This is a genomic window from Pseudomonas sp. GW822-FHT03F08, from assembly GCF_058801265.1.
Genome location: NZ_JBXANC010000013.1, coordinates 164,945 through 176,547, shown reverse-complemented (window position 1 = coordinate 176,547; position 11,603 = coordinate 164,945). Strand labels below are relative to the sequence as shown.

The 11,603-nt window shown below is 60.1% G+C and carries 11 protein-coding genes; 4 read left to right on the top strand and 7 right to left on the bottom strand.

Features of this window, described 5'->3' with window-relative positions; genetic code table 11:
* Positions 1-285 precede the first annotated feature (285 nt).
* The 3 genes from AC1RME_RS27410 to AC1RME_RS27400 form a co-directional block, all read right to left on the bottom strand.
* Positions 286-1,944 (bottom strand): cation acetate symporter, encoded by a 1,659-nt coding sequence (locus AC1RME_RS27410; protein ID WP_096822124.1) that lies wholly within the window; start codon positions 1,942-1,944, stop codon positions 286-288.
* Positions 1,941-2,252: a DUF485 domain-containing protein gene (locus AC1RME_RS27405; protein ID WP_096822125.1), complete on the bottom strand. Its 312-nt coding sequence runs from the start codon at positions 2,250-2,252 to the stop codon at positions 1,941-1,943. Before AC1RME_RS27405 ends, AC1RME_RS27410 begins: the two co-directional genes overlap by 4 nt.
* A 230-nt stretch (positions 2,253-2,482) precedes the next feature.
* Positions 2,483-3,334 (bottom strand): glycine betaine ABC transporter substrate-binding protein, encoded by an 852-nt coding sequence (locus AC1RME_RS27400; protein ID WP_096822126.1) that lies wholly within the window; start codon positions 3,332-3,334, stop codon positions 2,483-2,485.
* A 287-nt stretch (positions 3,335-3,621) separates the two neighbouring features.
* On the opposite strand from AC1RME_RS27400, the gene AC1RME_RS27395 reads away from it, so the two are divergent.
* Complete coding sequence (locus AC1RME_RS27395) at positions 3,622-5,217, top strand: glycoside hydrolase family 17 protein (RefSeq protein WP_096822127.1); 1,596 nt, start codon at positions 3,622-3,624, stop codon at positions 5,215-5,217.
* Between the two features lie 49 nt (positions 5,218-5,266).
* Here AC1RME_RS27395 and AC1RME_RS27390 read toward each other — a convergent pair whose 3' ends face one another.
* Complete coding sequence (locus AC1RME_RS27390) at positions 5,267-5,638, bottom strand: hypothetical protein (protein ID WP_096822128.1); 372 nt, start codon at positions 5,636-5,638, stop codon at positions 5,267-5,269.
* Between the two features lie 223 nt (positions 5,639-5,861).
* On the opposite strand from AC1RME_RS27390, the gene AC1RME_RS27385 reads away from it, so the two are divergent.
* Together AC1RME_RS27385 and AC1RME_RS27380 are read left to right on the top strand one after the other, a co-directional pair.
* Entirely contained in the window at positions 5,862-7,160 is a 1,299-nt protein-coding gene (locus tag AC1RME_RS27385) for a serine/threonine protein kinase (protein ID WP_096822129.1), read from the top strand.
* A complete protein-coding gene (locus AC1RME_RS27380) occupies positions 7,153-7,941 on the top strand; it encodes an MlaA family lipoprotein (RefSeq protein ID WP_096822130.1) in 789 nt (262 codons plus the stop codon). Before AC1RME_RS27385 ends, AC1RME_RS27380 begins: the two co-directional genes overlap by 8 nt.
* 64 nt (positions 7,942-8,005) lie before the next feature.
* Here the strand turns inward: AC1RME_RS27380 and AC1RME_RS27375 are convergent, their stop codons facing one another.
* A complete protein-coding gene (locus AC1RME_RS27375) occupies positions 8,006-8,920 on the bottom strand; it encodes a DUF808 domain-containing protein (RefSeq protein ID WP_096822131.1) in 915 nt (304 codons plus the stop codon).
* A gap of 134 nt (positions 8,921-9,054) precedes the next feature.
* On the opposite strand from AC1RME_RS27375, the gene AC1RME_RS27370 reads away from it, so the two are divergent.
* The gene (locus AC1RME_RS27370) at positions 9,055-9,660 is read left to right on the top strand and encodes a TetR/AcrR family transcriptional regulator (protein WP_096822132.1); all 606 of its coding nucleotides are present in this window, start codon (positions 9,055-9,057) and stop codon (positions 9,658-9,660) included.
* Positions 9,661-9,740: 80 nt separating this feature from the next.
* On the opposite strand, the gene AC1RME_RS27365 is transcribed toward AC1RME_RS27370, so the two are convergent.
* A complete protein-coding gene (locus AC1RME_RS27365; RefSeq protein WP_096822133.1) occupies positions 9,741-10,811 on the bottom strand; it encodes an alpha/beta hydrolase-fold protein in 1,071 nt (356 codons plus the stop codon).
* Between the two features lie 95 nt (positions 10,812-10,906).
* Positions 10,907-11,347: a GlcG/HbpS family heme-binding protein gene (locus AC1RME_RS27360; protein WP_085710524.1), complete on the bottom strand. Its 441-nt coding sequence runs from the start codon at positions 11,345-11,347 to the stop codon at positions 10,907-10,909.
* Between the last annotated feature and the right edge of the window lie 256 nt (positions 11,348-11,603).

Below are 11,603 nucleotides of genomic sequence, written 5' to 3'. Positions count from 1 at the left end.
AGCAAACCGTAGGCGATGCCCCCGGATCAATCCCGGAGCGAAGGAACCCGAGCCACAGCGAGGGCCGTACGTCAGGGTAGAGACCTTTTGGTTACTTTTGGGGCGTTTGCCAAAAGTGACCCGCCGTAAGGGCGGAACCCTAAGTAGCCGTTACCGCAGCAACGGATATACACACAAACCAAAACCACCCCAAAGAAAGTCCGATAACCGCCCACAAAAAAACGCCCCAATCTCTCGACCAGGGCATTTCCATCCAACTCAACCTACATATTCAACCTGGAAGCCTCAGTGCGAAACCGCCCCACTAGCCCCCAACCCCGTCTGCGAACGCACAAACTGCGGGAAGAACAGCGCCCGCTCATTCTCTGCCGCCGCCGATTTATCGGTAACCGAGAAGAACCAGATCCCGATAAACGCAATGATCATCGAAAACAGCGCCGGATACTCGTAAGGGAAAATCGCCTTCTCGTGATGCAGAATCTGCACCCAGATGGTCGGGCCAAGAATCATCAGCCCCACCGCACTCACCAGACCCAGCCAGCCGCCAATCATCGCGCCACGAGTGGTCAGCTTCTTCCAGTACATCGAAAGCAGCAGCACCGGGAAGTTGCAGCTCGCCGCGATGGAGAACGCCAGGCCGACCATGAACGCAATGTTCTGGCTTTCGAACAGAATGCCCAGGCCGATGGCCAGGATGCCCAGTGCGATGGTGGTGATCTTCGAAACGCGAATCTCATCCTTGTCGTTGGCTTTGCCTTTCTTGATCACGCTGGCGTACAGGTCGTGAGACACCGCCGAAGCACCGGCCAGGGTCAGACCCGCCACTACCGCCAGAATGGTTGCAAACGCCACCGCCGAGATGAAGCCGAGGAAGATGCTGCCGCCCACGGCGTTGGCCAGGTGCACCGCCGCCATGTTGTTGCCGCCGAGCAGAGCGCCCGCTGCATCTTTAAAGGCCGGGTTGGTGCTGACCAGCAGGATCGCGCCGAAGCCGATGATGAAGGTCAGGATGTAGAAGTAGCCAATGAAACCGGTTGCGTACAGCACACTCTTACGGGCTTCTTTCGCATCGCTCACGGTGAAGAAGCGCATCAGGATGTGCGGCAGGCCAGCGGTACCGAACATCAGTGCCAGGCCGAGGGAGAACGCCGAGATCGGGTCTTTCACCAGACCGCCGGGGCTCATGATCGCTTCGCCCTTGGCGTGAACCTTGATGGCTTCGGAGAACAGGGTGTTGAAGTCGAAGTTGACGTGCTTCATCACCATCAGCGCCATGAACGAGGCACCGGACAGTAACAGCACGGCCTTGATGATCTGTACCCAGGTGGTCGCCAGCATGCCGCCGAACAGCACGTAGAGGCACATCAGGATACCGACCAGAATCACCGCAACGTGGTAGTCGAGACCGAACAGCAGCTGGATCAGCTTGCCGGCACCGACCATTTGCGCGATCAGGTAGAACGCCACCACCACCAGCGAACCGCAGGCCGACAGCGTGCGGATCTGGGTTTGCCCGAGGCGGTAGGACGCCACGTCGGCAAAGGTGTATTTACCCAGGTTGCGCAGACGTTCGGCGATCAGGAACAGAATGATCGGCCAGCCCACCAGGAAGCCGATCGAGTAGATCAGGCCGTCGTAGCCGGAGGTGAACACCAGCGCGGAAATCCCCAGGAAGGACGCCGCCGACATGTAGTCACCGGCAATCGCCAGACCGTTCTGGAAACCGGTGATTTTGCCGCCTGCCGCATAGTAATCGGCAGCCGACTTGTTGCGTTTGGAGGCCCAGTAGGTGATGCACAGGGTCGCGCCGACGAACACCACGAACATGACGATCGCGGAAACGTTGAGCGGTTGTTTGTGGACTTCGCCGGTCAGGGCGTCAGCGGCCCAGGCGGCTGGAGCGAACGCTGCGATGCTCAAAAGAGCCAGTAGACGCCGGATCATTGCTGAGCCTCCTTGAGAATCGCATTGTTCAGGTCGTCGAACTCGCCATTGGCGCGGCGTACGTAGATGCCGGTCAGGACGAAGGCCGAGACAATCAGCCCGACACCGATGGGGATGCCCCAGGTGATCGATGAGCCGGCACTGATTTTGGTCCCGAGCACTTGTGGCCCGTACGCGATCAGCAGGATGAATCCGGAGTAGAGCCCTAGCATGATCGCCGAGAGTATCCAGGCGAACCTTTCCCTTTTTTTCACCAGCTCCTTGAAGCGCGGGCTGTTCTGAATAGAGAGGTAAATGCTGTCGTTCATTGTTTTTATCCTCGCAGCACAGATTTTTATTTTTGGAACATAGCCACTCTATGCGGCTGCGAGCCGGCTTCCAGACGACCTTAGTAGTAGAACGCCATGGCGTTTTTGCCAATTTCCAGACCACCCGAAAACGGCCCACTTTCCCTATAAAAAGAAGCGCCATAAAAAAGGCCGCCCGGCGGTGATGCCGGGCGGCCCTGGGAAGCGCAGACTAGACGCTTCGACTTATATTACTTGGTCCAGTCAGCCACGCGATCCGGGTGTTTGGCCACCCAATCCTTGGCCGCTGCGTCAGGTTTGGCGCCGTCCTGAATCGCCAGCATGACTTCGCCGATTTCGTCTTTCGACGCCCACTGGAAGTTCTTCAAGAACTTGGCCACTTCCGGCGCCTTGGTCGCCAGTTCCTTGCTGCCGATGCTGTTCACGGTTTCAGCCGCGCCATACACGCCTTTCGGGTCGTCGAGGAAGCGCAGTTTCCACTTGGCGAACATCCAGTGCGGCACCCAACCGGTCACGGCAATGGATTCGTTCTTTTTCTCGGCACGGGTCAGCTCGGCAATCATGCCGGCGCCGGAACTGGCCTTGAGTTGATAGCCGGTCAGGTCGTAATCCTTGATCGCCTGATCGGTCTTGAGCATCACGCCTGAACCGGCGTCGATGCCGACGATGCGTTTCTTGAAACTGTCGTCGGTTTTCAGGTCTTCAATGGTCTTGGCTTTGACGTACTCCGGCACGATCAGGCCGATTTTCGCGTCCTTGAAGTTCGGGCCGTAATCGACGACCAGATCCTTGTTCTTCGTCCAGTATTCACCGTGGGTCACGGGCAGCCAGGCCGACAGCATGGCGTCGAGTTTGCCGGTGGCAACGCCCTGCCACATGATCCCGGTAGCGACGGCCTGGAGCTTCACGTCATAGCCGAGTTTCTGTTTGATCACCTCGGCCGCCACGTGGGTGGTCGCCACGCTGTCGGACCAGCCGTCAACGTAACCGATGTTCAGGGTCTGTTTTTCAGCGCTGGCGAAAGTGGAGCTCATCGCAAGCACCAGAGCGGCACCTGCGCCTAAAAGTCGTCGCATCTTCATCGTTACTTCCCCGAAATGCTGCGCCCGACGGATGCCGGGCATCGTCAACGTATTGTTATGGTGCACAGCGCCCCCATCACGCCTGACCGCAAACTCGTTCGAACATCAGCGGAGTACTGATGAGTTCGATCATCAACCTGACGCACTCAGCGACCTGCTCTGCCAGCGACCTCGAAGCAACGAGAAACGACATCAGAAAGCCATTAACTGCGCCTGAATAATTGGCGCCAGACAATCCGCCCAAACTTTGCATGTCAAAATCATGCGGGCCACCAACCCCTCTATAAATGCAGGTAACATGCGTCGCTTTGCAGCCACTCGGCCTGACCATGTCCGCATCCTCCCGCTTCCCTTTTCTTCCTTATCTGTTCGCCTGCCTGCTTGGCCTGTTTGCGCTTTGCGGCTTCTGGTACGGCCTCGGCAAACCGGTGATCCTGCCGGACGTCGCCACCCCGACCCACAAGTTGCAGTGCGCCTCCTACACCCCGTTCGACAAGGATCAGTCGCCGTTCGACGTACCGTTCCGACTGCGCCCGGAGCGCATGGACGCCGATCTCGCCCTGCTCGCGACTCGTTTCGAATGCATCCGCACCTATTCCATGACCGGCCTCGAAGCCCTGCCTGATCTGGCGCGCAAGCATGGTTTGAAGCTGATGATCGGTGCGTGGGTCAACAGCAATCCGGTGGACACCGAGAAAGAAGTCGATCTGCTGATCGCCTCGGCCAACGCCAACCCGGATGTGGTCAGCGCGGTGATCGTCGGCAACGAAGCGTTGCTGCGCAAGGAGGTCACCGGGGCGCAATTGGCGAAGCTGATCAACAAGGTCAAGCGCCATATCAAGCAGCCAGTGACCTACGCCGATGTCTGGGAGTTCTGGCTCAAGCACCCGGAAGTTGCGCCGGCGGTGGATTTCCTGACCATTCACTTGCTGCCGTACTGGGAAGATGATCCGTCGAACATCGATGCCGCCCTGCAACACGTAGCGGAAGTGCGTCAGGTGTTCGGCAACAAGTTCGCGCCCAAGGACGTGATGATTGGCGAAACCGGCTGGCCGAGCGAAGGCCGTCAGCGTGAGACCGCGTTGCCGAGCCGGGTCAACGAAGCCAAGTTCATTCGTGGTTTTGTCACCCTCGCCGAACAGCAGGGCTGGCATTACAACCTGATCGAAGCTTTCGACCAGCCGTGGAAGCGCGGCAGCGAAGGCGCGGTCGGCGGTTACTGGGGACTGTTCGATGCCGATCGTCAGGACAAAGGCGTACTGGCCGGGCCGGTGTCGAACGTGCCTGACTGGTCGCGCTGGCTGTCGCTCGGTGGTCTGATCTTTGTCGGCACGTTGATGCTTGGCGGTCGGGTTCGCACCACACGCTCAGCGTTGGTGCTGCCATTGCTCGGCGCCCTCGCCGCGTGCTCGATCGGCGCCTGGGGCAATCTGGCATGGCTGACCACGCGGTTCGCCAGCGAATGGGTGTGGGTCGGTTTGCTGACTGCGTTGAATTTGCTGGTGCTGGCACACGCCGCGCTGACCTTGAGCGCCCGCAACGGCTGGCGTGAGCGCGCCTTCAACGCCTTCGAACGACACGCCGGCTGGCTGGCCGCTGCCGTCGGTTTCGCGGGTGCGGTGATGGCGCTGGAGATGGTGTTCGATCCACGCTATCGCAGCTTTGCGAGTGCGGCGTTCATTCTGCCGGCACTGGTTTACCTGTGCCGCCCGGAGCCGGTGGCCCGCCGGGAGATTGCCCTGCTGACCTTCATCATCGGTGCGTGCATTGCGCCGCAGTTGTACCGTGAAGGTCTGCAGAATCAGCAGGCCTGGGGCTGGGCGCTGGTCAGTGTGCTGATGGTGGCCGCGCTATGGCGCTGCCTGCGGGTTCGCAAAGGCTGACCTTAAGCACCTGAAAGTACTGCATCGCGGGCGAGCCCGCGATGCATGACTACCTGGCGTCGCACGATTCCCGCACCAGCCGCAACCCGGCAATCACCACCGCAAACACCGCCAGCGTGGTGTTGTACAAAGCCAGCGCCGGAAACCCGAACACCAGCGCCAGCACCGCCAGCCACCACCCTGCCCGCCCCGGCACGACAAAACCGATCACCGCAGCCGCGATCGCCGCCCAGCCCAGCATCTGGAAATGAATCATCAGGCCCAGGTTCGAGCGCACCGAGCACTCCCAACGGCTCGCTTCATCCACGCAGATGCCCACCCACTGCGCGTCCTCCATGAAGCCAAAACGCGCGCCATAACTGGCGGCCAGCCATAACGGCAAAAGAACGAGCAGCAGAATCACGGGCAAGCGGCGGGACATGGAACACTCCAAACGATGAAATCGGCGGCCAGCTTAATCGCCTGCCAGCCTTGTGCAAGAACTAACAACTCTTAACTGGTCATTCAATCCGTGCAAAGTGTATCGTCCGGCTACTATTACCCCGAATTCCGTCTGATTGGTGCCGATGCGTGGCACTTTGGCGCAAACCCAGTGGTCATAGCCTGCGAACCTCATTCGGCACCTTCCTTTAAGGGATTCAGTCATGCTCCGATCCTTGCGCTTCGTCGCCCTGCTGGGCGGCCTTATTCTGAGTGCGTCCGCGCTGGCGGTGGATATCGACGCCGCCAGTTATGGCTATCCCCTGACCAACCCGTTCGAAGCGACCATCGCCACCACGCCACCGGACCTGCGCCCGGAGTTGCCGTCGGACGACGACATCAATCAGACCGACCGCAGCGTCACCCTGCGCCCGGAACGCGAATTCATCCTGCCGGACAATTTCTGGCCGGTGAAAAAACTGACGTATCGCATCGCCACCCAGGACAAGGCCGCCCCGCTGATCTTCCTGATCGCCGGCACCGGCGCACGCTATGACAGCACCCTCAACGAATACCTGAAAAAGCTCTACTACAAGGCTGGCTACCACGTGGTGCAGCTGTCCTCCCCGACCAGTTTCGACTTCATGAGCGCCGCCTCGCGTTTCGCCACCCCCGGCGTGACCAAGGAAGACGCCGAAGACATGTACCGGGTGATGCAGGCCGTGCGTGCGCAGAACCCGAAACTGCCGGTCACCGACTATTACCTCAGCGGCTACAGCCTCGGCGCGCTGGACGCGGCGTTCGTCGCCCACCTGGACGAAACCCGCCGCAGCTTCAACTTCAAGAAAGTCCTGCTGCTCAACCCGCCGGTCAACCTCTACACCTCGGTCACCAACCTCGACAAGCTGGTGCAGACCGAGGTCAAGGGCATCAACAACAGCACCACGTTCTATGAACTGGTGCTGGGCAAGCTGACCCGTTACTTCCAGCAGAAAGGCTACATCGATCTCAACGATGCCCTGCTCTATGACTTCCAACAGTCCAAGCAGCACCTGAGCAACGAGCAGATGGCGATGCTGATCGGCACCTCGTTCCGCTTCTCGGCGGCGGACATTGCCTTCACCTCGGACCTGATCAACCGTCGCGGCCTGATCACCCCGCCGAAATTCCCGATCACCGAAGGCACCAGCCTCACGCCGTTCCTCAAGCGTGCGCTGCAATGTGACTTCGACTGCTACCTCACCGAACAGGTGATCCCGATGTGGCGCGCCCGCACCGATGGCGGCAGCCTGCTGCAACTGATCGATCAGGTCAGCCTGTATGCCCTCAAGGATTACCTGCACGACAGCCCGAAAATCGCCGTGATGCACAACGCCGACGACGTGATCCTCGGCCCGGGCGACCTCGGTTTCCTGCGCAAGACCTTCGGCGATCGCCTGACGGTTTATCCACTGGGCGGCCATTGCGGCAACCTTAACTACCGCGTCAACAGCGACGCCATGCTGGAGTTCTTCCGTGGCTAAATATCTCCTGCTGTTTGCAGCGTTACTCTGTGCAGGCGTGGCCCAGGCCGACAACAGCAAAGCCAACGCACCCGTGGTAGTCGACAGTGACGGCTTCAAGGAGCCGCTGTCCAAACTCAAGTTCAACCCGGGGCTGGACCAGCGCGAATTCGAGCGCTCGACGCTCAACGCGCTGAACGTCTATGACCCGCTGGAATCGTGGAACCGCCGGGTCTACCACTTCAACTACCGCTTCGACCAATGGGTGTTCCTGCCGGTGGTCGACGGCTATCGCTACGTCACACCCGGTTTCGTGCGTTCCGGCGTGAGCAACTTCTTCAACAACCTCGGCGACGTGCCGAACCTGGTCAACAGCCTGTTGCAGTTCAAGGGCAAGCGTTCGATGGAAACCACCGCGCGCCTGCTGCTCAACACCACCATCGGCATCGCCGGCCTGTGGGACCCGGCCACCGCCATGGGCCTGCCGCGCCAGAGCGAAGACTTCGGCCAGACCCTGGGCTTCTACGGCGTACCGGGCGGCGCCTACTTCGTGCTGCCGATCCTCGGCCCGTCGAACATCCGCGACACCGCCGGCCTCGCCGTGGACTACACCGCCGAATCGGCGATCAACTACCTGAACGTGTCGAAAGTCAGCGAAAACCACCCGGAAATCTGGGCGCTGCGTGCAGTCGACAAGCGCTATCAGACCCACTTCCGCTACGGTCAGATGAACTCGCCGTTCGAGTACGAGAAGGTACGCTACGTGTACACCGAATCGCGCAAACTGCAGATCGCCGAGTAAAACCGGCAGCCACAAAAAAGGCCATTCGATGCGAATCGAATGGCCTTTTTCATTGAGCAGAAGATCAGCCCTTCAGCGCTTTCCAGAACTTGCCGACGACCGATACAACAACCAGCACCACCGCACCCGCGACAACCCCCGCCACACCATTGAGCAACACGGGTACTGCAAACCCTACGCTACCCGCCGCTGCGCCTACGCTCTCGATCCAGTGATGCACCACCGGTACGCCGTGGGTCAGGATGCCGCCGCCAACCAGGAACATCGCCGCCGTGCCGATCACCGACAGGCCTTTCATCATGTAAGGCGCAGCGCGCAGGATCGCGTTGCCGATGCGTTTCGCCGCAGCGCCAGGTTTCTGGGTCAGCCACAGGCCGAGGTCATCGAGTTTGACGATGCCGGCCACCAGACCATAAACGCCCACGGTCATGACGATGGCGATGCCCGACATCACGATCACTTGCTGCGTCAGCGAAGCCTCGGCCACGGTGCCAAGGGTGATGGCAATGATTTCCGCCGAGAGGATGAAGTCGGTGCGGATTGCGCCTTTGATTTTGTCCTTCTCGTAGGCCACCAGATCGGTCGCAGGATCGGCCACCGCTTCGGTCAACTGTGCATGCTCGGCCTGATCTTCGTCCTTGCCGTGCAGCAGCGGGTGCGCGAGTTTCTCGAAGCCCTCGAAGCACAGATACGCGCCGCCGACCATCAACAGCGGCGTCACCAGCCACGGCACAAAGGCACTGATGGCCAGCGCCGACGGCACCAGGATCAGCTTGTTGACGAACGAGCCCTTGGCCACCGCCCACACCACGGGAATTTCCCGCTCGGCGCGCACGCCAGAGACCTGCTGGGCATTGAGCGCCAAGTCATCGCCGAGCACCCCGGCGGTCTTCTTGGCGGCCATTTTGCTCATCAACGCCACATCATCCAGAACGGTGGCGATGTCGTCGATCAGCACCAGCAAACTGCTTCCTGCCATGAATCTTGTTTCCTTATGTGAATAATGCCGCGCAGCATACCGCGACTGCAGACCACACGGGGCATTGTTGAGCGCCGCGCGAGGCCGGTGCTACCATGCGCAACCGCCAGTACAGGCAAGGAACCACCGGGTTTATGAGCACAATCCGCGAGCGCAACAAAGAACTGATCCTGCGTGCCGCCAGTGAGGAGTTCGCCGACAAGGGCTTCGCTGCGACCAAAACCAGCGACATCGCCGCCAAGGCAGGATTGCCCAAGCCCAACGTCTACTACTACTTCAAGTCCAAGGAAAACCTCTACCGCGAGGTTCTGGAAAGCATCATCGTGCCGATCCTGCAGGCCTCGACCCCGTTCAACCCGGACGGCGTACCGAGCGAAGTGCTGAGCGGCTACATCCGCTCGAAGATCCGCATCTCCCGCGACCTGCCGTTTGCCTCGAAGGTGTTCGCCAGCGAAATCATGCACGGCGCCCCGCACCTGAGCGCCGACCTGGTCGAGCAACTGAACAGCCAGGCCAAGCACAACATCGACTGCATCCAGAGCTGGATCGACCGCGGCCAGATCGCCCCGATCGACCCTAATCACCTGATGTTCAGCATCTGGGCCGCGACCCAGACCTACGCCGACTTCGACTGGCAGATCTCCGCCGTGACCGGCAAGGAAAAGCTCGACGAAGCCGACTATGAAGCCGCGGCGCAAACCATCATCCGGTTGGTCCTCAAGGGCTGCGAACCGGACTGACAGCGCGACACACACGCAAAAAAATCGCAGGCCTGGCCAAAGCGTCCTGAAGACGTGGCCAGACCTGCGATTTTTTTGTTTCAGGCGTCGCTACCCATCAACCAGCGCAGCGCTTGCGGCAAGGAGGTGCTCCAGTCGTCCGGGAAGGAATGCCCGCCTTCATGGGTACGGGATTTGACTTCGTTGCCGTCACTGAACAGTTTGCGGAAGTCAGTGGCCATCTGCTGATTGCCCGACCCTTCCATCTTGCCGTTGATCACAAACACCCTTTTGCCGTGCGCCTTGCTCACCGTCGGTGTCGGCTGTCGGCCGCCAGGTGACAGCAACAGAGCACCTGCGTAGTCATCCGGATGTTGCGCCAGCAAGGCGCCCGCGTGTTGTGAACCTTGAGAGAAGCCCATCAGGTAGACGTGCTTGCGATCGATGCATTGCTGCGCCTCCAATTGCTTCAAGCCGTTCTGCACCGTCTGATGGGTGCCTTCAAAGCCCGGGCCGATCCAGCGGAAGCTGTCCACCGCATTGATCATCTCGGTACCGTTGATGCCAAGGATAATGGCCCCGGTATCAGCGAGTGGTTGGTAGCTCTCGTCGAGCTCGCCGTTGATACCGTAGCCGTGCAGCCAGACCACCACCGGACGGCACGCCTTGGGCGCGGGAATATCCGCCGACGGGTTGAGCACTGAAATGGCGCCGACCTTGCCGGGAGCGATGGTCTTGTAGCGCTGCTGCGCACTGGCCAATACGGCTTTGTAGGTGGAGGTCTCGCGCAGGTCGGAAAAATCCTCGTCGCCGGCCAGCAATGGGCCGAACCACATGCCACGATCGTCAGCCTCTTGCAGGAAGCGCAAGGCCAGTTTGTCGTCACCACGGCGGGCAAACAGCGCGGCAACCTGATAAGGCGCGAGCATCTGCTTGGGGTCTTCACGAGTGGCCGCCAGATAAACAGCAATGGCCTGCAAGGTATCGGTGTCTTCGAGCTTCTCGGCCCGCGCCATCAATTCAGGAACATCGTCGGCATTGATCAGCGCGGTAACTACCGGGCTCAGCGCCTGGAACGCGATGTCTTCGGCGTCCAGCGGTTCGGCGGCGTGCAGAAAGGGAGTGATGAGGGTCATGGCCGTGGCCAGAGAAAAGCCAAGTAGCGTCTTCACGCTGATCTTCCTTGATACAAAAACGGGGCGGCAGTCTATCGACGCCACCCCGATTCGTCATCACCTCAATACCAACCGGGGTGATTCAGTTCCCGTCAGGCCGCCACCCCCGCATCCGCCCGCAGATCCAGGGCCTCCACAGCCTTGATCGCCACTTGCTCATCGACATCCGACAGATCGCCGCTGATGCCGATCGCTCCCAGCACGTTCCCCGCCTGATCACGAATCAACACACCACCCGGTGCCGGCACGACGCTGCCCTGCCCCATGCTGTTGAGCGCGGCGATGAAGGCCGGGCGTTGTTGCGCGTCCAGCGCCAGCAGGCGCGAGCCCTTGCCCAGGGCGATGGCGCCCCAGGCTTTGCCGATGGCGATGTTCGGGCGCAGCAGGCTGGCGCCGTCTTCGCGTTGCAAGGTGACCAGGTGGCCGCCGGTATCCAGTACTGCAATGGTCAGCGGCGCGGCGGAGATCGCCCGCCCTGCGCTGATGGCTTCGTTGACCAGGTTGACTGCGACTTTCAAGGTTAAAGCGCTCATGGTGCCGTCCTCATTTTGTTATTGGGAAAGCCGTTGGGCTGCGCGTTTGTGCCGCAGCCCGATGCAACAAATAGAACACAATGAATTATTTTTTTGTATACAATAATTCTCGAAAAGCGCTCCATGCGACGAAAAGCCACAGCAGAACAGGCTTCCGACGAATAAAACAGCCGCTTGAGAAAATGGATTGACCTGCGCCGTCCGCCGTGAATACACTCTGCGCAAAGCCACTTGTATACAATTACAAAACGTAAAG

Coding starts and splice junctions, on each gene's coding strand:
- AC1RME_RS27385 (WP_096822129.1), top strand. CDS start 5,862: ATGCTCCGATCCTTGCGCTTCGTCGCCCTGCTGGGCGGCCTTATTCTG.
- AC1RME_RS27370 (WP_096822132.1), top strand. CDS start 9,055: ATGAGCACAATCCGCGAGCGCAACAAAGAACTGATCCTGCGTGCCGCC.
- AC1RME_RS27390 (WP_096822128.1), bottom strand. CDS start 5,638: ATGTCCCGCCGCTTGCCCGTGATTCTGCTGCTCGTTCTTTTGCCGTTA.
- AC1RME_RS27410 (WP_096822124.1), bottom strand. CDS start 1,944: ATGATCCGGCGTCTACTGGCTCTTTTGAGCATCGCAGCGTTCGCTCCA.
- AC1RME_RS27405 (WP_096822125.1), bottom strand. CDS start 2,252: ATGAACGACAGCATTTACCTCTCTATTCAGAACAGCCCGCGCTTCAAG.
- AC1RME_RS27360 (WP_085710524.1), bottom strand. CDS start 11,347: ATGAGCGCTTTAACCTTGAAAGTCGCAGTCAACCTGGTCAACGAAGCC.
- AC1RME_RS27400 (WP_096822126.1), bottom strand. CDS start 3,334: ATGAAGATGCGACGACTTTTAGGCGCAGGTGCCGCTCTGGTGCTTGCG.
- AC1RME_RS27395 (WP_096822127.1), top strand. CDS start 3,622: ATGCAGGTAACATGCGTCGCTTTGCAGCCACTCGGCCTGACCATGTCC.
- AC1RME_RS27375 (WP_096822131.1), bottom strand. CDS start 8,920: ATGGCAGGAAGCAGTTTGCTGGTGCTGATCGACGACATCGCCACCGTT.